The 20,964-nt window shown below is 63.3% G+C and carries 26 protein-coding genes and 1 riboswitch; of the genes, 17 read left to right on the top strand and 9 right to left on the bottom strand.

The genetic code is table 11. The features are described 5' to 3' along the window. Position 1: 1 nt before the first annotated feature. A complete protein-coding gene (locus tag L630_RS0113645; protein WP_256366549.1) occupies positions 2–193 on the bottom strand; it encodes a NepR family anti-sigma factor in 192 nt (63 codons plus the stop codon). A 229-nt stretch (positions 194–422) separates the two neighbouring features. Between L630_RS0113645 and L630_RS0113640 the strand changes: the two genes are divergently transcribed. The 4 genes from L630_RS0113640 (at position 423) to L630_RS22880 (ending at position 3,086) form a co-directional block, all read left to right on the top strand. Further along, a complete protein-coding gene (locus L630_RS0113640; RefSeq protein WP_024848807.1) occupies positions 423–1,217 on the top strand; it encodes a response regulator in 795 nt (264 codons plus the stop codon). Positions 1,218–1,342: 125 nt separating this feature from the next. Continuing rightward, the gene (locus L630_RS22485; protein ID WP_024848806.1) at positions 1,343–1,510 is read left to right on the top strand and encodes a DUF1328 domain-containing protein; all 168 of its coding nucleotides are present in this window, start codon (positions 1,343–1,345) and stop codon (positions 1,508–1,510) included. 194 nt (positions 1,511–1,704) lie between these two features. Continuing rightward, complete coding sequence (locus tag L630_RS0113630) at positions 1,705–2,667, top strand: PAS domain-containing sensor histidine kinase (protein WP_024848805.1); 963 nt, start codon at positions 1,705–1,707, stop codon at positions 2,665–2,667. A gap of 266 nt (positions 2,668–2,933) precedes the next feature. Continuing rightward, positions 2,934–3,086: a hypothetical protein gene (locus tag L630_RS22880; RefSeq protein WP_156941763.1), complete on the top strand. Its 153-nt coding sequence runs from the start codon at positions 2,934–2,936 to the stop codon at positions 3,084–3,086. On the opposite strand, the gene L630_RS0113620 is transcribed toward L630_RS22880, so the two are convergent. Further along, positions 3,074–3,223, bottom strand: coding sequence for a hypothetical protein (locus L630_RS0113620; RefSeq protein WP_024848804.1), 150 nt, complete (start codon positions 3,221–3,223; stop codon positions 3,074–3,076). The two genes, L630_RS22880 and L630_RS0113620, sit on opposite strands and share 13 nt — an antisense overlap. Before the next feature lie 143 nt (positions 3,224–3,366). Here L630_RS0113620 and L630_RS0113615 point away from each other — a divergent pair, with 143 nt between their 5' ends. From L630_RS0113615 to L630_RS0113605, 3 genes are read left to right on the top strand one after another with little or no spacing between them, the layout of a single operon-like run. After that, positions 3,367–3,972: a shikimate kinase gene (locus L630_RS0113615; protein ID WP_024848803.1), complete on the top strand. Its 606-nt coding sequence runs from the start codon at positions 3,367–3,369 to the stop codon at positions 3,970–3,972. Next, positions 3,969–5,099, top strand: coding sequence for a 3-dehydroquinate synthase (aroB, locus tag L630_RS0113610; protein ID WP_024848802.1), 1,131 nt, complete (start codon positions 3,969–3,971; stop codon positions 5,097–5,099). The genes L630_RS0113615 and aroB overlap by 4 nt, the downstream gene beginning before the upstream one ends. 17 nt (positions 5,100–5,116) lie before the next feature. Next, positions 5,117–5,992 (top strand): transporter associated domain-containing protein, encoded by an 876-nt coding sequence (locus L630_RS0113605; RefSeq protein ID WP_034330362.1) that lies wholly within the window; start codon positions 5,117–5,119, stop codon positions 5,990–5,992. 3 nt (positions 5,993–5,995) lie between these two features. Here L630_RS0113605 and L630_RS0113600 read toward each other — a convergent pair whose 3' ends face one another. After that, positions 5,996–6,298, bottom strand: a complete 303-nt coding sequence (locus L630_RS0113600; protein ID WP_024848800.1) for a BolA family transcriptional regulator — start codon at positions 6,296–6,298, stop codon at positions 5,996–5,998. Between the two features lie 142 nt (positions 6,299–6,440). Here L630_RS0113600 and L630_RS0113595 point away from each other — a divergent pair, with 142 nt between their 5' ends. The 4 genes from L630_RS0113595 (at position 6,441) to L630_RS0113580 (ending at position 11,059) form a co-directional block, all read left to right on the top strand. Further along, positions 6,441–7,058, top strand: a complete 618-nt coding sequence (locus L630_RS0113595; RefSeq protein ID WP_024848799.1) for a J domain-containing protein — start codon at positions 6,441–6,443, stop codon at positions 7,056–7,058. An 84-nt stretch (positions 7,059–7,142) separates the two neighbouring features. Further along, positions 7,143–8,123 (top strand): cobaltochelatase subunit CobS, encoded by a 981-nt coding sequence (cobS, locus tag L630_RS0113590; protein WP_144705127.1) that lies wholly within the window; start codon positions 7,143–7,145, stop codon positions 8,121–8,123. 51 nt (positions 8,124–8,174) lie between these two features. Next, positions 8,175–10,064, top strand: coding sequence for a cobaltochelatase subunit CobT (gene cobT, locus L630_RS0113585; RefSeq protein ID WP_024848797.1), 1,890 nt, complete (start codon positions 8,175–8,177; stop codon positions 10,062–10,064). After that, positions 10,061–11,059 carry an esterase-like activity of phytase family protein gene (locus L630_RS0113580; RefSeq protein ID WP_024848796.1) on the top strand — a complete coding sequence of 333 codons (999 nt, stop codon included), beginning with the start codon at positions 10,061–10,063 and terminating at the stop codon, positions 11,057–11,059. Before cobT ends, L630_RS0113580 begins: the two co-directional genes overlap by 4 nt. A gap of 79 nt (positions 11,060–11,138) precedes the next feature. On the opposite strand, the gene L630_RS0113575 is transcribed toward L630_RS0113580, so the two are convergent. The 3 genes from L630_RS0113575 to L630_RS0113565 are packed head-to-tail and all read right to left on the bottom strand — an operon-like array spanning position 11,139 to position 12,661. After that, positions 11,139–11,501, bottom strand: a complete 363-nt coding sequence (locus L630_RS0113575; protein ID WP_024848795.1) for a response regulator — start codon at positions 11,499–11,501, stop codon at positions 11,139–11,141. Beyond that, positions 11,502–12,044 carry a hypoxanthine phosphoribosyltransferase gene (gene hpt, locus L630_RS0113570; protein WP_024848794.1) on the bottom strand — a complete coding sequence of 181 codons (543 nt, stop codon included), beginning with the start codon at positions 12,042–12,044 and terminating at the stop codon, positions 11,502–11,504. Beyond that, positions 12,044–12,661: a hypothetical protein gene (locus L630_RS0113565; protein ID WP_024848793.1), complete on the bottom strand. Its 618-nt coding sequence runs from the start codon at positions 12,659–12,661 to the stop codon at positions 12,044–12,046. The genes hpt and L630_RS0113565 overlap by 1 nt, the downstream gene beginning before the upstream one ends. 179 nt (positions 12,662–12,840) lie before the next feature. On the opposite strand from L630_RS0113565, the gene ftsE reads away from it, so the two are divergent. From ftsE to L630_RS0113545, 4 genes are all read left to right on the top strand, one after another. Next, positions 12,841–13,500: a cell division ATP-binding protein FtsE gene (gene ftsE, locus L630_RS0113560; RefSeq protein ID WP_024848792.1), complete on the top strand. Its 660-nt coding sequence runs from the start codon at positions 12,841–12,843 to the stop codon at positions 13,498–13,500. After that, positions 13,493–14,467 carry an ABC transporter permease gene (locus tag L630_RS0113555; protein ID WP_024848791.1) on the top strand — a complete coding sequence of 325 codons (975 nt, stop codon included), beginning with the start codon at positions 13,493–13,495 and terminating at the stop codon, positions 14,465–14,467. Before ftsE ends, L630_RS0113555 begins: the two co-directional genes overlap by 8 nt. An 89-nt stretch (positions 14,468–14,556) precedes the next feature. Then, positions 14,557–15,270, top strand: a complete 714-nt coding sequence (locus tag L630_RS21470; RefSeq protein WP_051473271.1) for a YdcF family protein — start codon at positions 14,557–14,559, stop codon at positions 15,268–15,270. Positions 15,271–15,356: 86 nt separating this feature from the next. After that, complete coding sequence (locus tag L630_RS0113545; RefSeq protein ID WP_024848789.1) at positions 15,357–16,157, top strand: 1-acyl-sn-glycerol-3-phosphate acyltransferase; 801 nt, start codon at positions 15,357–15,359, stop codon at positions 16,155–16,157. On the opposite strand, the gene L630_RS0113540 is transcribed toward L630_RS0113545, so the two are convergent. Then, positions 16,144–16,665, bottom strand: a complete 522-nt coding sequence (locus L630_RS0113540) for a gamma-glutamylcyclotransferase (RefSeq protein ID WP_024848788.1) — start codon at positions 16,663–16,665, stop codon at positions 16,144–16,146. The genes L630_RS0113545 and L630_RS0113540 overlap by 14 nt on opposite strands. 65 nt (positions 16,666–16,730) lie before the next feature. Here L630_RS0113540 and L630_RS0113535 point away from each other — a divergent pair, with 65 nt between their 5' ends. Next, positions 16,731–17,714 carry a DUF2125 domain-containing protein gene (locus L630_RS0113535; RefSeq protein WP_024848787.1) on the top strand — a complete coding sequence of 328 codons (984 nt, stop codon included), beginning with the start codon at positions 16,731–16,733 and terminating at the stop codon, positions 17,712–17,714. Between the two features lie 4 nt (positions 17,715–17,718). On the opposite strand, the gene L630_RS0113530 is transcribed toward L630_RS0113535, so the two are convergent. Together L630_RS0113530 and hisC are read right to left on the bottom strand one after the other, a co-directional pair. Next, complete coding sequence (locus L630_RS0113530; protein ID WP_024848786.1) at positions 17,719–18,648, bottom strand: prephenate/arogenate dehydrogenase family protein; 930 nt, start codon at positions 18,646–18,648, stop codon at positions 17,719–17,721. Positions 18,649–18,652: 4 nt separating this feature from the next. After that, positions 18,653–19,756 (bottom strand): histidinol-phosphate transaminase, encoded by a 1,104-nt coding sequence (gene hisC, locus L630_RS0113525; protein WP_024848785.1) that lies wholly within the window; start codon positions 19,754–19,756, stop codon positions 18,653–18,655. Between the two features lie 79 nt (positions 19,757–19,835). Beyond that, positions 19,836–19,913: riboswitch (SAM riboswitch) on the top strand. A 56-nt stretch (positions 19,914–19,969) separates the two neighbouring features. Between hisC and metA the strand changes: the two genes are divergently transcribed. After that, entirely contained in the window at positions 19,970–20,908 is a 939-nt protein-coding gene (gene metA / locus L630_RS0113520) for a homoserine O-succinyltransferase (RefSeq protein ID WP_024848784.1), read from the top strand. The last annotated feature ends 56 nt before the right edge of the window (positions 20,909–20,964 follow it).

Below are 20,964 nucleotides of genomic sequence, written 5' to 3'. Positions count from 1 at the left end.
ACTATTCTCCGTCGCGTGCCGGCTGGGGCTGAGTCCGCTCATCTAGTTGGCGCAGAAGATCTGCGAACCGATCAGGAACTTCCTCGGAGACAAGGTCGTCATAATATTGCTTGAGCTTGCGGCCGATCTCGGAATTGGGTCCGAGAGGGTCGGCCTGGTTTGTCGGTTGTTTGCGGCCTCCCGCGGCCGCCATCGTATTGGATTTCATGCTGGCTCTTTTCGCCCCCGCTAGCTTGATTTCCCTTCACGCTTCACAGCGCTCTATGCCATAGCTCACGCCCACCCTTGGCAGGGTTGCTCAGGAAACGCGGAATATGCACAATCGTTCCCACAAGCGCGGAACTTTTTTCTTCAGCTGGCGTTTGTTTGCCTCAAGGCCCCGTAACGGGGCTAATCTTGCGTCATTGAGGGAGACGATTTCTATGAGCCTTTCAGCACGGATTGCGCCGCATCTACCGTATCTGAGGCGTTTTTCGCGCGCTGTGACCGGCTCTCAGTCAAGTGGCGACACGCTTGTTGCCGCAACACTTGAGGCCATCATTGCCGACGTAAGCGTATTTCCTGAACTTTCCAGCGATCGCATTGCGCTTTATCGGATTTTCACCCGGCTCTTCACCTCGGTGAACGTGCGCGTTCCGGCAGAGGAGGCGCAGCCCGGCTGGGAAAGCCGCGCGTCTGCAAATCTTGCTGCTCTGGCACCGTTGCCGCGCCAGGCCTTCCTGCTCGTTGCGGTCGAAGGCTTCTCCGAGGCCGAGGCCGCGGAGGTGCTGGATGTGGATGAGGCGAAGTTCTCGCAGCTTCTCGCCGAAGCAAGCGAGGAGATCTCGCGCCAGGTTGCGACCGACATCCTCATCATCGAGGACGAGCCGCTGATTGCTATGGACATCGAGGAAATGGTCCAGAGCCTTGGCCACCGTGTGGTCGGTACCGCCCGCACCCACAAGGAAGCTGTGGCGATGTTCGCGTCCAAGCAGCCGAAGATGGTGCTGGCTGATATCCAGCTGGCCGACGGTTCCTCCGGCATCGACGCGGTCAACGAGATCCTCGCCGGCACGCCGGTTCCGGTGATCTTCATCACTGCCTTCCCGGAGCGTCTGCTGACCGGCGAACGGCCAGAGCCGGCCTTCCTTGTGACGAAGCCGTTCAACCCCGATATGGTGAAGGCGCTCATCAGCCAGGCGCTCTTCTTCGACAGGCAGGCCAAAGCCGCCGCCTGACATCGTTCCGCCAAAATTCTGACGCTTCAGGCCGCCTTGTGCGGCCTGTTTGCGATGGGGCAGAGCATGCGGAACCAAAGTGGCGACGAGCCGTTATTCATTTACAAATTTCAAGGAGATAGGTCATGCTCTACTGGACACTCGTTTTTCTCGTCGTGGCCATCATCGCCGGTGCGCTTGGGTTCGGTGGAATTGCAGGGGCGTCCGCCGGAATTGCCCAGATCCTCTTCTTCATCTTCCTGGTCTTCCTGGTGATCTCGTTGGTGGCAGGCCTCATGCGCCGTGCGGGTTAGGCACCTGCTTCGGCGCGGGTAGGTCTCCAACCCGGCCGGAGAGGCGGAGCGCGCATACCCCTCAGAGTGCGCTCCGCCGCTGCTGTCGAATATTGCAGTCAAGGAACTACTTGAGAGATTATTCGTTCATTTTGAACGCGTAATACCCATTGGGAGCATGTCGACATGCAGTTGATGCTAAACGGGGTGCAACAGTGGATGTAAGACGCGGCCTGCTGCGCGCTCTGCGCAATACAGGTATCATCGTCATCTATCAGACTCCGGACCTCAGGGTCCGATGGGCCCAGAACATTCCCGAAGGATGGGCCCAGGGCGACGTTGCCGGGCGCACCGACGGGGAATTTCTTCCGCCTCTCGCCTCCGAACGCGCGCTTGAACTGAAGCGCGCGGTGCTCGCCAGCGGCGTGCAGGAGACTATGGAGTTTCGCGACAGCGTCGCCGAGGGCGCGCGCTGGTACGATATGTGGATCGATGCCGACCACGACGACGACGGCGTTATCCAGGGCATAGTCACCACAATCGTCGAGGTCACCGAGCGCAAGAATCGCGAGCAGACGCTGCGCACGCTCCTGCGCGAGGTCAGCCACCGTTCCAAGAACCTGCTAGCCATCATCCAGGCGATCGCCACCCAGACCGGTCGCTACTCGTCCGGCATCGAAACGTTTCTCGAACGCTTCCGCGGCAGGCTGCAGTCGCTCGCTTCATCGCAGGACCTTGTCACCTCGTCCAACTGGCGTGGCGCCATGCTGAGCGAGCTGGTCGACGGTCAAGTCAATCGCTTCCTGACCGATTCCGGGAATGAGGTGCGGTTCGACGGCAACGACGTTTATCTCAACCCGAACGCCGCGTTGCATATCGGTCTTGCCCTGCACGAACTGGTCGTGAACTCGCTGAGCCACGGTGCACTCTCGAAGCCGAATGGCCGGGTCATCCTGACCAGCCAGATCGAAAAGACGAATGGGGAGGCCGCACCATCGCTGATCCTGCAGTGGTGCGAGGAAACCGATGCGCGTGAGATGCGCGAGGAGCGCCGCTTTGGCAGCGTTGCGCTGGAGCGCGTTGTGCCGCTCTCTCTTGACGGCAAGGCTCAACTCAGCGTCGGCGACAAGCGCCTCGACTATCGCCTGGTAGTGCCGGCAGCAAACTTCGAAAGCTGAGGCCTCCCGGCCTGTACCTCTCCCGGATGCCAAATACGAAAAAGCCGACCTGTTGGCCGGCACTGCACGTCTGACTTTCTGAATTCGACAGCCCCGCTACGTGCGATTTGGGGGGGCGTTCAGAGGGGCTGCACGTAGCGGGACCGTCATCCACTTAACGTAGGTGTTGATCTTCGGTTCCGCCTTCGCCAAAAATTTTTTGCGGAGGAACTTCATCTCGCGACGTGGCGTTGCGAGGGCGCAGAAGGTCACTCTGAGGAGGAGCAATGAGTAGTCAGATGAACCTGGTTCATGAGGCTGCGCGCATGGCCATGGCCGATCACCGGGCCGCATCGCCCCGCGGTGCGGCTCCGAAGAGCCGCTGGCATTTCTTCCTCGCCTATTTCGAAAAGATCCTGCGGCTGCTTCAGCGAGCCTGATTCAGTTTCTCCGCAGGAATCCGCACCGTCATCTCGCCCTTGTTGGGTTCGACATAGAGAACTACCGCGTACATCGCGCCATAGATGAGCGCCGCGAGGAAGATGAGGGTCGTCACAAACCGGAAGAGGGTGGGCATCAGCAGTCCGATTCTCGGGGTCCGGAAGGTTTGTCCCGTTATGGGACCGGTGCGTTGGCATTGCAAGCACGCGGGACATCGTCCTGCCGGTGCTTGACGAGGTGCACCTTTTCATGTCGTTACCGCCGTGAAAGGCGGAGAGCATGACAGAGCACGCATTTCCGGACATCGCAGCATCCATTCGCGAACGCCTCGGTCAGCGGGTGATCGTGTTCGTCGGCCTGATGGGCGCGGGCAAGACCGCAATCGGTCGCAAGGTTGCCGCCGCCCTCGACCTGCCGTTCATCGACAGCGACCATGAGATTGAAACCGTTTCCTGTATGACGGTGCCGGAGCTCTTCGAGAAATACGGCGAGCCGGAATTCCGCGCGCTCGAACAGCGGGTTATCGAACGGCTGTTGCAGGAAGGGCCGCGAGTCGTCTCTACCGGCGGCGGCGCCTACATGAACGCGCAGACGCGCGAGGCCATCGCTCAGCGCGGCATCTCGATCTGGCTGAAGGCCGATCTCGACACGCTGATGGAGCGCGTTTCGAAGCGCCAGAACCGTCCGCTGCTCAAGAACCCGGATCCGCGCGGGGTCATGCAGAAGCTGATGAACGACCGCTACCCGGTCTATGCGCTGGCGGACATCACCGTGCAGACGCGTGATGCGCGCCGAGAGGTTATCGCCGGCGAGGCGATGGAAGCGCTACTCGCACATCTTGAACGCATTGACGCGGCCTCTCAGGAAGACGGGAACCCGGCATGACCAACTTGCAGCAACGCACCGTCCGGGTCGAGCTTGGCTCGCGCAGCTACGACATCCTGATCGGCCCCAACCTCATCGCTGACGCTGGCCGTCTGATTGGCGAACGGCTGCCGAAGGCGCGCGCTGCCATCGTCACGGACGAGAATGTCGCCGCCGCGCATGGCACTGCGCTGGCTGCGAGCCTTGAAGGGGCGGGCATCGCGGCGACCATCATCAAGGTAGCGCCGGGCGAGAAGTCGAAGAACTTTGCGACGCTCGAACGCGTCGTCGACGAGGTACTGGCGGCAAAGTTCGAGCGGGGCGATGTCGTCATTGCGCTGGGCGGCGGAGTGGTCGGGGACCTCGCCGGTTTCGTCTCGGGCATCGTTCGCCGGGGCATGAAATTCATCCAAATGCCGACATCGCTGCTCGCGCAGGTCGACTCGTCGGTCGGCGGCAAGACGGGCATCAATACCCAGCGCGGCAAGAACCTCGTCGGCGTATTCCAGCAGCCGGTCCTGGTGCTGGCCGACACGGGCGTACTCGACACGCTGCCGGAGCGCGAGTTCCGCGCGGGCTATGCCGAGGTTGCCAAGTATGGCCTGATCGACCGGCCGGAGTTCTTTGCATGGCTCGAAGCCAACTGGCGTGACGTTTTCTCAGGGGGCGAAGCCCGTACCCATGCCATTGCGGAATCCTGCCGCGCCAAGGCGGAGGTCGTTGCGCGTGACGAGTTCGAGACGGGCGACCGCGCGCTCCTCAACCTCGGCCACACCTTCGGCCACGCGCTGGAAGCGGCGACACAGTATGACGGCACGCGACTGGTGCATGGCGAGGGCGTCGCCATCGGCATGGCGCTCGCGCATCGCTTCTCGAGCCGCTTGAACCTCTGCTCGATGGACGACGCCCATCGTGTCGAGGCGCATCTGCGCGCCGTTGGCCTGCCGGTCTCGCCGCTGGAGATCCCAGGCGAGCTGCCGGGTGCCGAGCGCATGCTCGACTTTATCGCGCAGGACAAGAAGGTGTCGCGGGGTGCGCTGACCTTCATCCTCACGAACGGCATCGGCCAGTCGTTCGTTGCGCGAGACGTGCCGCCCTCGGAAGTGCTAGCTTTCCTTCAGAACATTCTTCAGCCGGGACGCGCATGAAGCCATTCGAAGCGGCGTTGACGTTTGGACCCCTGGCACTGCTGGTACTGGCAGTGGTGTTTCATCGTCAGCTGTTGGCTTTGTTCGGCTATGAGGTGCGCCCGACGGCAAAGCCAGGCACTCATGGCGGTGACGATGCGCGCCATGCGGACGTGGAACCTCTGAACGACAGCGCGACCGCCCGCGACGACCGGATCGGCCGCATTGCCGAACTCGCCGAACTCGAAGTCTGCGACGTGATGGTCCACCGCACCGACATGCGCTCGGTAGAGGTCGACTCGCCGCCGGAAGTCGTGGTGCGCGAACTCCTGCAAAGCCCGCACACCCGCATGCCGCTCTGGCGCGGGTCGAAGGAAAACATCGTCGGCGTCGTCCATTCCAAGGATCTGCTGCGCGCGCTGATCGACGCCGGCAACGACTATTCCAGGATCGATATCCTGAAGATCGCCAGCAAGCCGTGGTTCGTGCCGGATACCACTACGTTGCAGGACCAGCTCAACGCGTTCCTCCGCCGCAAGGTGCATTTCGCCATCGTGGTCGACGAATACGGTGAGGTGCAGGGGCTGGTGACGCTGGAGGACATCCTCGAGGAGATTGTCGGCGACATCGCCGACGAGCATGACGTATCGGTCCAGGGCGTGCGCCAGGAGGCGGACGGCTCGGTGGTGGTGGAAGGCTCGGTGGCGATCCGCGACCTCAACCGCGCCCTCAACTGGCAGCTGCCGGATGAGGAGGCGACGACGATCGCCGGGCTCGTCATTCACGAAACGCAGACGATCCCGCGTGAGCGCCAGGCCTTCACCTTCCACGGCAAGCGCTTCATCGTCATGAAGCGCGAAAAGAATCGCATTACACGAATTCGCATCCGGCCGGCAGAAACTGCCGGGTCCTGACGCCTACCAGCGAGTCGGTTCGCCGGGCGCAGCCGCTTCGATCGCCAGCGCGTGAACTCCGGCGGCAAGTTCCGGCGCCAGCAGCGCATTGATCGCACGATGACGATCAATACGGTTCAGGCCATTGAACGCCTCTGCCACGATGCGGACACGGAAATGGGTTTCTCCAGTGCCGTCAAACGATGCGTGATGACCCGAGTCACCATGATGATGCCCCGCATGCAGATGGCTTTCGTTGAGCACCTCCAGGCGCGACGGAGAAAATTTTTCCTTCAGTTTGGCTTCTATCGTCGACTGGATGGACAAGGCGGGTTCCTTTCACCATATGTGGCTTACGCGCGACCGTCGCGGTCGATTCAGGCGGTTGGGCGATGATCCCGTAAATGTCAATTCTTGTATCAGGGTGCGAACGGCCCATAATCGCCGTATCACCTCTCATCTGAGCTGCATGAAACCGTATTCGAAATATTTCGAGAAGATTCGGATTCGCCCTGACCGGCAGGCAGAGGCGAAGGCGAATGCGCCTGTCTGCCAGTGGGACGGATGCAACGAGCCGGGCACGCACCGCGCGCCGGTCGGCCGGATGCGCGAGGGCGAGTACTTCAAGTTCTGCTTCGACCACGTCCGGGAGTACAACAAGAACTTCAACTACTTCTCCGGCCTGCCCGATTCCGACATCGCTCGCTTCCAAAAGGAGGCGCTGACTGGCCATCGCCCGACCTGGAAGATGGGGGCGAATGCGGCGACGGCCTTCTCGCCCAACTTCTCGGAGAAGCGCTCGGGTGCCGCAGGGTACTACAACCGCATGCGCGACCCGTTTGGCATGTTCCACGACGAGGCCACCGCCAACCAGCCGCGCGAGCGCAAGCTGAAGTCGCTTGAGGCCAAAGCGATGGAAACACTGGGCCTCGACGCCAAGGCGACTAGCGCGGAAATAAAGGCGCGCTATAAGGAGCTCGTGAAACTTCATCACCCTGATGCAAATGGTGGCGACAGGGGCTCAGAAGACCGGTTACGCGATGTGCTGCAGGCATATCGCGTGCTCAAACAAGCGGGTTTGTGCTAGGTCCTCCGTCTGCTAGATACGCCTCCGGATATTTTGGGATTTGCCGGCGGAGTGCCAGCTTCCGCGTGTGGAGACTTGAACATTATGGCCGAACGTGAAATCGCCAACCTGCCCGACACGACCGTCTCGGTGAGAGACACGTTCGGTTTCGACTCCTCCATGGTCGTACCTGCCTACTCGACGTCGACCGAGCACGTCCCCGACATCGATCCGGACTACCTGTTCGACCGCCAGACGACCCTCGCGATCCTGGCCGGCTTTGCCTACAACCGCCGCGTGATGGTGTCGGGCTTCCACGGTACCGGCAAGTCGACCCACATCGAGCAGGTCGCCGCGCGCCTCAACTGGCCGTGCGTGCGCATCAACCTCGACAGCCACGTCTCGCGTATCGACCTCGTTGGCAAGGACGCCATCGTCGTCCGCGATGGCATGCAGGTTACCGAGTTCAAGGATGGCATTCTGCCGTGGGCCTACCAGAACAATGTCGCGCTGGTGTTTGACGAGTACGACGCCGGCCGCCCGGACGTCATGTTCGTGATCCAGCGCGTACTCGAGTCTTCGGGCCGCCTGACGCTGCTCGACCAGAGCCGCGTGATTCGCCCGCACCCGGCATTCCGCCTGTTCGCGACCGCGAACACCGTCGGCCTTGGCGACACCACCGGCCTCTACCACGGCACCCAGCAGATCAACCAGGCGCAGATGGACCGCTGGTCGATCGTCACGACGCTGAACTACCTGCCGCACGACAAGGAAGTCGACATCATCCTCGCGAAGGCAAAGCACTTCCGCGACGACAAGGGCCGCGATATCGTCAACAAGATGGTCCGCGTCGCCGACATGACACGCTCCGCGTTCATCAACGGTGACCTGTCGACCGTCATGAGCCCGCGCACGGTCATCATGTGGGCCGAGAATGCCGAGATCTTCGGCGATGTCGGCTTTGCGTTTCGCCTGACGTTCCTCAACAAGTGCGACGAGCTCGAGCGGGCGACCGTCGCCGAGTTCTACCAGCGCGCATTTGGCGAGGAATTGCCGGAGAGCGCTGCGAACGTGGTGCTGGCTTAATCGTTGGGGGCGGTGGGGCATCGGCGCCACCGCGGCATGGGAACGATGTGAATGGCAGGTCCGGGAGATAACACGCGCAACCGCTCCGCAAAGGGCGGCGACATCGACTCGTTCAAGCGGGCGATGTCCGTCTCCATGCGTGCGATCTCGGGCGACAACACGCTGGAGGTCTCCTTCAGCAAGGACAAGCCTGTTCTTGCCGGCAACATCGCCCGTCTACCCGACCTTCCGAAGAAGGCGAACGCGACCGACGTCGCGGTGACCCGCGGCCTTGGCGACTCGATGGCGCTGCGGCGTGCGCGCCACGACCCCCGAATCCACATGAAGCTTGCCCCCGAGGGCAAGCTCGCGCGCTCGGTCTTCGACGCGGTCGAGCAGGCTCGCGTCGAGGCAATCGGCAGCCGCGCGATGAAGGGTGTGTCCGACAACATCGCCCAGATGCTCGAGGATCGCTACGCGAAGGCGAGTTATGCCGCCATCACCGAACAGGCCGAGGCGCCGCTCGAGGATGCGCTTGCGCTGATCGTGCGCGAGCGGCTGACCGGCCGTGCGGCACCCGAGAGCGCCGGCCAGGTCGTGGAGCTGTGGCGCCCGTGGATCGAGGACAAGGCCGGAGGCGATCTCGATACCCTCGTCGACAAGCTCGAGGACCAGCAGGCATTTGCCCGTGTCGTCCGCGAAATGCTGGCTGCCATGGAGATGGCCGAGGAGCTTGGCGAGGACGAGGAAGCCGACGACGAGAACGAGGACGACGACTCCCCGCAGGGCGAGGAAGACTCGGAGGAAGGCGGCGAGGACGATTCCGGCTCTGAGGAGTCGCAGTCCGAGGAAAGCGATACGACGAGCGAGGATCAGGAGACCGGCGAGACCGAGACCTCCGACGCCAGCGCCGACGATCTTGCGGACGACCAGGACCTCGATGCCGAGACGCCGGGCGAGAACAAGCGCCAGGACAATCCCTTCGCCAACCTGCCGAAGGACATCGACTACAAGATCTACACGACCCAGTTCGACGAGACGGTCGGTGCCGAGGAACTTTGCGACGAGGAAGAGCTCGACCGCCTGCGCGCGTTCCTCGACAAGCAGCTCGCGAACCTTCAGGGCGTGGTCGGCCGTCTGGCCAACCGCCTGCAGCGCCGCTTGATGGCGCAGCAGAATCGCTCGTGGGAATTCGACCTCGAGGAGGGCGTGCTCGACACGGCGCGCCTGATGCGCGTCGTGATCGACCCGATGCAGCCGCTGTCGTTCAAGTGGGAGCGCGACACGCAGTTCCGTGACACGGTCGTGTCGTTGCTGCTCGACAATTCCGGTTCGATGCGCGGCCGTCCGATTACCGTTGCCGCGACCTGCGCCGACATTCTTGCCCGCACGCTGGAACGCTGCGGCGTCTCCGTCGAGATCCTCGGCTTCACGACCCGCGCCTGGAAGGGCGGACAGTCGCGCGAGAAGTGGCTGAAGGACGGCAAGCCGGCCAATCCCGGCCGCCTCAACGACCTGCGCCACATCATCTACAAGTCGGCCGATGCGCCGTGGCGCCGCGCGCGGCGCAACCTCGGCCTGATGATGCGCGAGGGGTTGCTGAAGGAAAACATCGACGGCGAGGCGCTGCTGTGGGCGCACAGCCGCCTGATCGCGCGCCCTGAGCAGCGCAAGATCCTGATGGTGATCTCGGACGGTGCGCCGGTCGATGACTCGACGCTGTCGGTCAATCCGGGCAACTACCTGGAGAAGCACCTGCGCGGTGTCATCGAACTGATTGAGACGCGTTCGCCGGTCGAACTCCTGGCCATCGGCATCGGCCACGACGTCACGCGCTACTACCGCCGCGCCGTCACCATCGTCGACGCGGAGGAACTGGCCGGCGCGATGACCGAACAGCTTGCCTCGCTGTTCGGCGAGGAAACGCGGCGCGATGTGCGCCGCATGGCCCGCCGGGCGTGAAGGCTCTCGTCCTTGCGCTAGGGCTTCTCGCTGGCGCGCTGGGCGCATCGGGAGCCATTGCAGAAGATGCAGCACCGGTCGCGATCGAGACGCGCTCGGTGCCGTTCTCCAGCTTCCAGATCGGCGCCAGCAGCAACCGTTTCGGCAAGCTCGAATTCATTGGTGGCTTCGAGCTGCGCGCACGTGCCTCGCAGTTTGGCCAATTCTCCGCCATGCGCTTCATGAAGCCGGGGTCCGACTTCGTCGGCGTGGCCGACCACGGCTACTGGTTCTTCGGCACCATCGAACGTCAGGTCGGCGTACCGGTCGGCGTGTCGAACTTCCGCATGCAGCCGATGGTCGATGCTGCCGGAGAGATCATTGATGACAAGCCGCATGTCGACGCCGAGGGCATGCATTTTCACGATGGTGTCGCGACCGTCTCGTTCGAGCGTGAGGCGAGGGTGACCGAGTACCGCGTCGGCCCCCAAGGCGCTGGCAAACCGGTCCGCGATCTCGACTTCCTCATCCCGCGCCGCGAGCTGCGCTATAACGCTGGAATGGAGACGGTGGTGCGGGCGCCGGAGGCCTCGCCGCTCAAGGGCGCGCGCCTCGTCATTGCCGAGCGCAGCATCGACGCCGACGGAAATATCTTCGCCGCCGTGCTCGAAGGTCCGCGCAAGGGCATCTTCAAGGTCGCGCGCAGCGACAGTTTTGACGTCACCGATGGCGCCTTCCTGCAGGGGGGCGATCTCATCTTGCTCGAACGCCGCTTCACGCGGCCGATCAGCGTCGGCATGCGCCTTCGCCGCATCGACGGAGGCTCGATTCGCCCCGGCGCGGTAGTGGACGGGGAAGTGCTGATGGAAGCGGACCTGTCCTCGCGCATCGACAATATGGAAGCGCTGGACATCTGGCGGCGCGACGACGGCAAGCTGGTCGTGTCGGTGATGTCCGACGACAACCAGTCGTTCCTGCAGCGAACGCTGTATCTGGAATTTCTGCTAGGGGAATAGGTGAGTAGGTGAGTAGGGGGCTAGGGCAGTAGGGCCTACATTTTCCCCTAAGCCACCAAGCCCTTACTTACCTGATCCCTTACTGCAGTGCCATCTGCACCTTGGAGCGGATTTCCATCAGCGTGAACGGCTTCGGCACCACGTCGATGATGATCTCCTCTAGGTCCGAGGCGCGTTCGCGCTGCTCGGCATAGCCGGTCATCAGCAGGATCTTCAGGCCCGGGAATTCGCCCGCGGCGCGCTTGGCCATCTCGATGCCGTCCATGGCCGGCATGCGGATGTCGGACAGCACGAGGTCGTAGCTGCCTGCAGCCTCACGGATCTGGGACAGGCCGAGATCGCCGTCCTCCGCCGTTTCCACCTCGTGACCGGCAGCGGCGATCGCGCGCGCGGTGAAGGTGCGGACCGAATCGTCGTCTTCGACAATCAGAATACGGGCCACTCAGGCGTCTCCCTTGACGATACCTACAAACGGAAGTTCACGGAACGCGTGGGCGACATCCATGCCGTAGCCCACGACGAAGTAGTCCGGGCACTCGAAGCCGACGAAATCGGCGTCGAGATCGGTCTGGCGCTTTTCGCGCTTGTCGAGCAGCACTGCGATCGACACGCTCTTGGCACCGCGAGACAGCATCAGTTCCTTGGTGAACTTCAGCGTCTTGCCCGACTCCAGGATGTCGTCGACCAGCAGGATGTCGCGGCCCTTCACGTCATTGTCGATGTCGCGCAGCACGCGGACCTCGCCCGAAGTCGTGCCGGTGCCATAGCTGGAAATGAAGATGAACTCGACTTCCGGCGAAAGGCCCGTATCGTGCATCGCGCGGATCAGGTCGCCCGCGAAAATGAACGAGCCTTTCAGGATCGAGATGACGAGGAGGTCCTCATACTCCCGCTCCCCAATCGCCTTGGCGAGCTCCAGGTTCCTTCTTGCGATCGTTGAGGCGCTGTAAAGGACCTCGATTTCCTTCCCGCGTACGATAGGCATCAGCGCTTGGACTCCCGGAAAGTTACGGAGACGGTTCTTACCCCGTTTCTAGGCGCCACCACGCGGCTCGAAAAGGAATAGCGGTCGCCGGGCGCGAGAGCCACGTCGTTTGTCCCCAAATAATAACTTGTCATGGCTCCGTCGTTCGATCTAACCACGATCTCCAAGTTTGGCAAAGTTTGGACAGCTGAGCCGTGGTTACCCGCCTGTCCTGCCACAAACAGTATATCGCGTCCCTTATGCCGCTCGACGCGGCTGGTGACGTCGCCGATGCGCAGACCTGCCGCCTGCGCCGCCGGCTTCAGCGTTGCTACCTGCTGGCGCACCAGCGCATGACCGCCCGAGGTCCAGAACGCCAGCGCGACGAGGCCAAGACCGATGGTCCAGAACACGGCGCTGCCGCTTCTCCGGCCGGCCCTCGACGAGGCGCCGGGTCTGAGGAAATCAAGCCCTTTCGGGGCGGATCGCCGTGCCACCGCGAGGTGTTCCTGCGTGGGTGTGACGGTCGCTTCGATGTCGGCATCGATGACGTCTTCTGCTTCGCGGACGAAGCCCGCGCGGGTCCGGACATCGGTCATGATTTCGCCGGAAACCGGGCGTGGTTTGTCGTTGCTCATGCGACCGACCGTCCTCTTGCGGTTCATTCTGTGGGTAGCCTCTATAGGTTAACGCTTCGCTGCAATTTTGCCTTTGAGTGCAGATGTTAACCGGGCATTAACCACGCGGGGACGAAGTTCGGGGCTCATCACTCTTCGCGGGGCGCCCCGGCCAAACCGTTGATGAACAAGGATTTCCGGTGATCCGCTTCGAGAATGTCGGCCTCAGATATGGAATGGGTCCGGAAATACTCCGTGACATTTCCTTCCATCTGCCCGAACGTTCCTTCCAGTTTCTGAGCGGGCCGTCCGGTGCGGGCAAGACGACGCTGCTTCGCCTGCTGTTCATGTCTCTGAAGCCAACTCGCGGACTTATCACCGTCTTCGGCAGGGACCTGTCGCGCATCCCGCGCAAAGAGCTGCCGATGCTGCGCCGGCGCATCGGCATCGTCTTCCAGGACTTCCGCCTGCTCGACCACATGACCACTTACGAGAACGTCTCGCTGCCCTTGCGCGTGCGCGGGCGCGAGGAGTCGAGCTACCGCTCTGACGTGATCGAGCTGCTGAAGTGGGTGGGCCTTGGCGAGCGCATGCATGTGCTGCCGCCGGTGCTGTCGGGCGGCGAGAAACAGCGTGCGGCTATCGCCCGCGCGCTGATTGAACAGCCCGAGATCCTGCTCGCCGATGAACCGACCGGCAATGTCGATCCGCCGCTCGCCCGCCGCCTGCTGCGCCTCTTCATCGAGCTCAACCGCCTCGGCACGGCCGTCGTCATCGCGACCCACGATGTCGCGCTGATGGAGCAGGTTGACGCGCGCCGCATGGTTCTCAACGGCGGGAGGCTCGAGATCCATGACTGATCCCGCCACCCTGCCAGGCGCGCCGGCGAGACGCCGCGGAGCGGCGCGCTCCTATCGCAAGCAGGCGCCTATCGTGCCGCCCGGCAACGTCGCCGGGCATGCGCTGATCCTCGTCATCGCGATCATGACCTTCCTGTCATGCCTGACACTCGGCGCCGTGACGCTGGTGCGCGATACGGCGGCGATGTGGCAATCGCAGATCGCCCGCGAGGCGACCATCCAGATCAAGCCGGTCGATGGACTCAACATCGAGGCGGCACTTGCCACCGCACAGCAGGTCGCAGCCGGATTCCCCGGCGTGCGGCAGGCAACGATCGTCGACCGGGCGGCGACGATCCGCCTGCTCGAGCCATGGCTCGGCACCGGCTTCGACATCGACGAGCTGCCCGTGCCGCGTCTCGTCATCGTCACCATCGATCCGGCAAATCCGCCGGACTTCCCGGCGCTACGACAGGCCGTCACGGCAGAGGTGCCGCAGGCAACGCTCGATGACCACCGCACCTGGGTCGACCGCCTGATTGCCATGGCGAACACGACCGTGACGATCGGCTTCTCGGTGCTGCTGCTGATGCTGACCGCCACGGTACTGGCAATCGTCTTCGCTACGCGCGGCGCGATGGCGGGCAACGGACACATCATCGAGGTGCTGCATTTCGTCGGCGCCGAGGCAGGGTTCATCGCCCGCGAATTCCGCCGCCACTTCCTGCTGACTGGCATGAAGGGCGCGGCCGCTGGCGGTCTTGCCGCCATCATCGTCTTCATCGGCTTTTCGTGGTGGTCGTCCTGGAACCTTGCGACGCCTCAGGCCGACCAGGCGACGGCCCTGTTCGGCAATTTCGCGATCGGTAGTGCCGGCTATCTCGGCGTCGCGCTGGTCGTCATCCTGATCGGCGGGCTGACCGCGCTCACCTCTCACATCACGGTCGTTTCGTATCTCGGCGACATCGACCCGAGCGCCCATGACTAGGCTTCGGACTATGAAAGACCATCGTTGCGCCATCGCGGGTCCGCGCAAAGACCTGTTCAATGCCACGATTGGCGGGTAACCATATGCACATGACGGGGCCAATCGACAGGAAGGCGTCGCCCGAGATCGTGGCTGACGCCCACGCAGACCGGGTCAGGCCAAGCCGCCCGGTGCGCAGGCTCCTTGCGGCCCTGGCACTGCTCCTTGTCGGCGGCTCGCTCGCCTTCCTCGGCGGCTTCGCAGCCTTTGCCACCCATATCGCACGCCTGACGACGCCGACCGACCTTCCCTCGGCCGATGCGATCATTGTGCTCACCGGCGGCGAGAAGCGCCTGACGGCGGCGGTTGATCTGCTCGAGGCAGGAAAGGGTAAGCGGCTGCTGATCAGCGGCGTGCACCCGAAGGCGCGGCTGAGTGATCTGCGCCGCGCGACCGGCGGCGATTCGCGGCTGTTCAACTGCTGTGTCGACCTCGATCACACCGCGCTCGACACGATCGGCAATGCCGAAGAGAGCGCCAAGTGGGTCGAGAGCCATAACTGGGACAAGGTGATCATCGTCACCAACAACTACCACATGCCGCGTAGCCTGCTGGAGCTTAAGCGCTACATGACTGAGGCGGAGCTGTTCCCCTATCCGGTGGTGAACACGCATCTCGAAGGCGGCGAGTGGATCACGAACCGGGTGCTGTTCACCGAATACGCCAAGTACATCGCCGCGCTGTTCCGGCGCGTGGTGCCGGACCTCCGGCAGGTCGCGGGCAGGGCGCAGCCCGAGCACACGCAGACGCAACGCGGCAGCTGACGGCAGTCTTTCGCCGGGCGGCACGTTTCCCTTTGGACGCGACTGGTGTAACCAACGTGCGCACGACACTCCGCAGGCACGTTTTCATGCTCGTAATCCGGTCGCTGGCGTTCAATGCCGCCTTTTATCTGAACCTCATCGTCCAGATGATCGTGTTCACCCCGTTCTTCTTCCTTGCCCCGCGCCGGAAGGCGTGGTGGGTGCCGCGCTTCTGGTCGCGCACCAGCCTCAGGCTGCAGGAGTGGCTGGCTGGCACGAAGTCGGAGATTTCCGGGCTTGAGAACCTGCCGGACGGACCGTTCATCCTGGCGCCAAAGCACCAGTCGTTCTGGGACACGATCGCGTTCTTCCCGTACCTGTCGGACCCCGTCTACATCCTCAAGCGCGAGCTGATGTGGATCCCCTTCTTCGGTTGGTACCTGAAGAAGGTGAAGATGATCCCGATCAACCGCGGCAGCCGCTCAAAGGCGCTCAAGCAGGCGCTGGTGGAGGCCAGGAAGCGGATGGATGACGGGCGCCAGCTCATCATTTACCCGGAAGGCACCCGCCGCCCGCCGGGCGCCGAGCCCGCCTACAAGTGGGGCATTGCCGAGATCTACGCGGCGCTGAACGTGCCGGTGGTGCCGGTCGCTCACGTCGCGGGCCTCTACTGGCCGCGCCGCAAGTTCCTGCGTTATCCAGGCGCGCTGAAGGCGAAGTTCCTGCCGCCGATCGAGCCGGGCATGGAGAAGGATGCCTTCATGAAGCGGCTGATCGCCGAGACCGAGGCAGGCTGTGATGCCTTCCTGATCGAGGCGGCGACGTCGGAGAACCCGCCGGCGCTGCCGGAGACGGCGATCAGGCGCCTGAAGGAACTCGGCGTGGAGCTTCCGGTCAGGAAGCGTTAAGGCGCTGCGCCACGCTTTCCAGCCAGCGGTCGCGGATGCCGAGCGCGCGCAGATGGTCGACCGTGTTCAGCACATAGTCCTCGTTGCGGCCCGACAGACCCACGGAACCCGACACGATGCGCGCGGCCTCCTCGACGTCGATATGGCCTGCGTACTGGATGTGAGACCGGTCGACGACATATGCGACCGCTTCCGCGCGTGAGCCGTCATCGAAGCGGACGGGCAGGCGCTTTTCGAGATAGACGTTGGTGACGAGCTCGCGCTCTCGCAGGTACCCCATCACCTCGTCGGAAAGCTCGCCCGGCACGCGGAAGGCCATGCCGACGCAGGAACCGCCGCGGTCGAGGCCCAGCACCAGCCCCGGCTTTTCGACCGTGCCGCGGTGAATGTGCGAGGAGATGCACAGCGCCCGCCGGTAGCCGCAAAGGCGCGCCTTGCGCGTCTCTGTATGGGCGAAGCCCGGCCGCCACATCAGCGAGCCATAGCCAAACACCCAAAAATCGCCCATATCGCAAATCCAGATTCGAATTTTCGGCTGCGTGCCGACCGACGAGGGTTAACGAGAGCCGCGCCATGGCGTCAAGCAATGATAAACCGGTCAACTACAGCAGGCGCTTCTTTTGGCTCCTGCTCGGGATCGTTGCGGCCATCGCGCTCTATAGCGGCGGATGGTACTACGCCGCAGGAAAGGTTGGCGAGCGCGTCCAGACGGCCGTCGACGGGGCCAACGCCAGCGGTCGGCGTGCGAATTGCGAAAGCCTTGAGGTTCGTGGCTATCCCTTCCGGCTTGGCGTGTTCTGCCGCTCGGTGATGTTCGAGGACCCCAAGGCCGCTATCCGTTTCCAGGCGGGGGCTTTCCGCTCGGCGGCGCAGGTTTATCAGCCGAACCTCGTGATCGGCGAACTCGACGGGCCGGCGACGCTGGAGACGCCGGGCATACCGACGCTCGACCTCAAGTGGGAGTCGATGCGAGCCAGCGTCCGTATTGCTTCGCCGCTGCCCGAGCGTGTCTCGGTCGAGGGCCGCAATGTCGAGGTGAGACTGGATGAGCCGGGCGACGTGCCGCCGCTGCTCGGGCGCGCGGGCCATGCCGAATTCCATGCGCGTCCGGACGCCGACGCGGGCTACGACCTTGCCGTACGCTTCAACGAGCTGCGCTTCGACCCGAACTTCGTCGGCACCGACAAGCTGCCGCCGCTGGCGGGCCTTGCAGATTTCTTCGTTGAGCGCTGGCAGTCGGGCGGACGCGAATCCAGCGTTAACATCCGCAATCTCACCGTTTCCATCGATGACAAGGGCAGCGGCGCGGAAGTGTCGGGACCTTTCGCCGTCGGCATCGACGGGCTGATCGACGCCGAACTGCAGGTGAAGGTGCGCAATCCCCGCGCGTTGGGCGAGCTGCTGGTCAGCCTGCTGCCAGCCTACCGCGAGCAGGTTGAGCTCGCAGTCGGCACGATTGCGATGCTTGGCGAGGAGCCGACCTTCCCGCTGAAGATCTCGCGCGGGAAGGTCCGCATTGGTTTCGTCTCACTCGGCGCGATCCCGCCGCTGTTCTGACTGGTCAGGCGGGCTTTGCCGCCGCGATGCGGCCGAAGTCTGGCGCGCTGACGTCCTGGCCAGCCTCGATGATCGAGCGGCGGATGGCGCGGGTGCGGGTGAAGAGGTCGAACAGCTTGTCGCCATCGCCCCAGCGGATCGCTCGCTGCAGCGAGGCGAGGTCTTCCGAAAAACGCGCCAGCATTTCCAGGATCGCATCGCGGTTGTGCAGGCACACGTCGCGCCACATGGTCGGGTCCGACGCCGCGAGGCGGGTGAAGTCACGGAAACCCGACGCGGAGTACTTGATGACTTCCGACTTGGTGACCGTCTCAAGGTCGTCCGCGGTGCCGACGATGTTGTAGGCAATGATGTGCGGCAGGTGAGAGACGATTGCGAGCACCATGTCGTGGTGCTGCGGCGGCATGACGTCGATGTTGGAGCCGCAGGCGGTCCAGAAGGCTGAGAGCTTGTCGAGCGCCGCCTGATCGGTCTCCGGCAGCGGGGTCAGGATGCACCAGCGGTTGCGGAACAGCTCCGCAAAGCCGGCATCCGGACCGGAATGCTCGGTACCAGCGATCGGGTGGCCCGGGATGAAGTGCACGCCTTCAGGCACGTGGGGCTGCATCTGCGCGATCACCGAGGCCTTTGTCGAGCCGACGTCGGTGAGGATAGCGCCGGGCTTGAGAGCGCCGGCGATCTGCTCGGCCACTGCACCTGATGCGCCGACGGGAACGGAGACGATGACGAGGTCCGCGTTCTTCACGGCTTCGGCAGCACTTTGCTCGTAGCGGTCGCCGAGGCCAAGTTCCTCAGCGCGCTTTAGCGTCTCAGCGCTGCGGGTGGAGATGACGATCTCGCCGGCGAGGCCCTCGCGGCGCACGACGCGCGCGATGGAGGAGCCGATCAGGCCAATGCCGATCAGGGCGATGCGTTCAAACATCTTTTCGGTCATTTTTTCAGTCTTTCAGGAATTCCGCGAGTGCGGCGACTACGCCGCGATTGGCTTCTTCGGTGCCTATCGTCATACGCAGCGCGTTGGGAAGGCCGTATGCCGCAACGCGCCTGAGAATATACCCGCGCCGCGCCAGATACTCCTCCGCCTCCTCGGCGGTGTGCTTCCCGTCTTCCAGAAAGTGAATCAGAATGAAGTTGGCAACGCTGGGGGTGACGCGAAGGCCGAGCTTCGTCAGCTCCTCCGTCGTCCAGTTGAGCCACTTCTCGTTGTGAGTGACGCAGAACTCGACGTGTTCGCGATCGAGGATCGCCGCCGTGCCGGCTTCGATCGCCATGGCGTTGACGTTGAACGGATCGCGCACGCGCTCCAGCGCCTCGATGATGTGCGCCGGCGCATAGCACCAGCCGATGCGCGCGCCGCCGAGCCCGTGCACCTTGGAGAAGGTGCGGGTCATCACGACATTTTCATTGGCCGCCACCAGCTCTACTCCTGCCTCGTAATCATTGCGGCGCACGAACTCGGCATAGGCCGCGTCGATCACGAGCAGCACGTTCTTCGGCAGGCCGGCGTGCAGGCGGCGCACCTCGTCGAACGGCATGTAGGTGCCGGTGGGGTTGCTCGGATTGGCGAGGAAGACGATGCGCGTCTTCTCGGTGACGCAGGAGAGGATCGAGTCGACGTTCGCCGTCTCGTTGACCTCCGGCGCGATCACGGGCTTTGCGCCGACCGAGCGGATGTAGATCGGATAGGCCAGGAAGCCGTACTGGCTGTAGATGCCCTCGTCGCCTTCGCCGACATAGATGCGGGTGAGCAGCGCCAGTGCCTCGTCGGAGCCGTTGAAGGCCATGACGTTGGCGACGTTGAGGCCATGCGTCTTCGCGATCGCCTCACGCAGCTTCCGCGATGAACCGTCCGGATAAAGCGCAAGCTTCTCCGTCACCGCCTGTGCGGCCGCGATGGCCTTGGGGGAGGGGCCGAACGGATTTTCGTTGGACGACAGCTTATAGACCTTCGCGACCCCCGCCGGTGCGTGGCTCTTGCCGGGCACGTAGGCGTCGATCTCCATCACGCCGGGGCGTGGTTCAGGGCGAAGCTCGGTGGTCATGGCTGCTATCCAGTTGGAAGGTGTGCTTGCCTCTACCAAGTCTTTGGCGTTGACGCAAAGGTTCAGCGATCCTAAATATGCCGCGTTCCGTGGTGATTTGGCCGGTCGGCTTGCAGCCACGTAAAATAAGTTGCTAAAGGACCGATCGCAGCAATTCCGTTGGGACCGGTCGCGCATACGCCGCCGGTCTTTTCAGTTTCTGGAGTTGTTGCCGTGCCCATCAAGATCCCCGACCAGCTACCCGCCCGCGACGTCCTCGTCAGAGAAGGCGTGCAGGTTATGGACGAGCGCACGGCGCTCCGGCAGGACATCCGTCCGCTGCAGATCGGCCTGCTGAACCTGATGCCGAACAAGATACGCACGGAGACCCAGTTCGCGCGACTCATCGGCGCATCGCCGCTGCAGGTCGAGCTGACGCTGGTGCGCATCGGCAGCCATGCCGCGAAAAACACCCCGGAAGAACACCTGATCGCCTTCTACCAGACCTGGGAAGAGGTCAAAGACCGCAAGTTCGACGGCTTCATCGTCACCGGCGCGCCGGTCGAGAAGCTGCCGTTCGAGGAAGTCTATTACTGGGATGAGCTGAAGCAGATCTTCGACTGGACGACCACCAACGTCCATTCGTCCTTCTTCATCTGCTGGGGCGCGATGGCGGCAGCGTGGCACTTCCACCGCATCCCGAAATACCCGCTGTCGAAGAAGGCGTTCGGCGTGTTCCGCCACCGGAACAACGCGCCCAGCTCGCCGTACCTCACCGGCTTCTCCGATGATTTCGCCATTCCCGTTTCGCGCTGGACCGAGGTGCGCTCGCAGGACATCCGCCAGCACGAAGATCTTCAGCTGCTGATGGAATCGGACATGACAGGCCCGTGCATGGTCGCTGAGGAGATGGGCAACCGGCTCTACATGTTCAACCACATCGAGTACGACTCGACCTCCCTCAAGGAAGAGTACGACCGCGACGTGGGGTTGGGCGTGCCGATCGAGGTCCCGCACGAATACTACCCGAACAACGACCCATCGCGCCCGCCGCTCAATCGCTGGCGCTCGCACGCGCATCTTTTGTTCGGCAACTGGATCAACCAGGTCTATCAGACGACGACGTACGACCTCGCCGAGATCGGCAAGGGACGGGTCAAGGAGACCGTCTGAAACGGCTCTGGACGGGCTTGGCCGGTAGATGAGGAACCCCTTCGGCCGGCTGGCGT

This window comes from Aminobacter sp. J41 (genome assembly GCF_000526635.1).
In the GTDB taxonomy this organism is placed as follows: Bacteria; Pseudomonadota; Alphaproteobacteria; order Rhizobiales; family Rhizobiaceae; genus Aerobium.
The sequence above is the reverse complement of the archived record's forward strand: the minus strand, read 5'-3'. Positions and strand labels throughout refer to the sequence as shown.

Excerpts from the sequence above, each read along its gene's own strand:
- L630_RS0113645 (WP_256366549.1), bottom strand. The coding sequence starts at position 193 with ATGGCGGCCGCGGGAGGCCGCAAACAACCGACAAACCAGGCCGACCCT.
- L630_RS0113640 (WP_024848807.1), top strand. The coding sequence starts at position 423 with ATGAGCCTTTCAGCACGGATTGCGCCGCATCTACCGTATCTGAGGCGT.
- L630_RS22485 (WP_024848806.1), top strand. The coding sequence starts at position 1,343 with ATGCTCTACTGGACACTCGTTTTTCTCGTCGTGGCCATCATCGCCGGT.
- L630_RS22880 (WP_156941763.1), top strand. The coding sequence starts at position 2,934 with ATGAGTAGTCAGATGAACCTGGTTCATGAGGCTGCGCGCATGGCCATG.
- L630_RS0113620 (WP_024848804.1), bottom strand. The coding sequence starts at position 3,223 with ATGCCCACCCTCTTCCGGTTTGTGACGACCCTCATCTTCCTCGCGGCG.
- L630_RS0113615 (WP_024848803.1), top strand. The coding sequence starts at position 3,367 with ATGACAGAGCACGCATTTCCGGACATCGCAGCATCCATTCGCGAACGC.
- aroB (WP_024848802.1), top strand. The coding sequence starts at position 3,969 with ATGACCAACTTGCAGCAACGCACCGTCCGGGTCGAGCTTGGCTCGCGC.
- L630_RS0113595 (WP_024848799.1), top strand. The coding sequence starts at position 6,441 with ATGAAACCGTATTCGAAATATTTCGAGAAGATTCGGATTCGCCCTGAC.
- cobS (WP_144705127.1), top strand. The coding sequence starts at position 7,143 with ATGGCCGAACGTGAAATCGCCAACCTGCCCGACACGACCGTCTCGGTG.
- cobT (WP_024848797.1), top strand. The coding sequence starts at position 8,175 with ATGGCAGGTCCGGGAGATAACACGCGCAACCGCTCCGCAAAGGGCGGC.
- hpt (WP_024848794.1), bottom strand. The coding sequence starts at position 12,044 with ATGCCTATCGTACGCGGGAAGGAAATCGAGGTCCTTTACAGCGCCTCA.
- L630_RS0113565 (WP_024848793.1), bottom strand. The coding sequence starts at position 12,661 with ATGAGCAACGACAAACCACGCCCGGTTTCCGGCGAAATCATGACCGAT.
- L630_RS0113555 (WP_024848791.1), top strand. The coding sequence starts at position 13,493 with ATGACTGATCCCGCCACCCTGCCAGGCGCGCCGGCGAGACGCCGCGGA.
- L630_RS21470 (WP_051473271.1), top strand. The coding sequence starts at position 14,557 with ATGACGGGGCCAATCGACAGGAAGGCGTCGCCCGAGATCGTGGCTGAC.
- L630_RS0113545 (WP_024848789.1), top strand. The coding sequence starts at position 15,357 with ATGCTCGTAATCCGGTCGCTGGCGTTCAATGCCGCCTTTTATCTGAAC.
- L630_RS0113540 (WP_024848788.1), bottom strand. The coding sequence starts at position 16,665 with ATGGGCGATTTTTGGGTGTTTGGCTATGGCTCGCTGATGTGGCGGCCG.
- L630_RS0113535 (WP_024848787.1), top strand. The coding sequence starts at position 16,731 with ATGGCGTCAAGCAATGATAAACCGGTCAACTACAGCAGGCGCTTCTTT.
- L630_RS0113530 (WP_024848786.1), bottom strand. The coding sequence starts at position 18,648 with ATGACCGAAAAGATGTTTGAACGCATCGCCCTGATCGGCATTGGCCTG.
- hisC (WP_024848785.1), bottom strand. The coding sequence starts at position 19,756 with ATGACCACCGAGCTTCGCCCTGAACCACGCCCCGGCGTGATGGAGATC.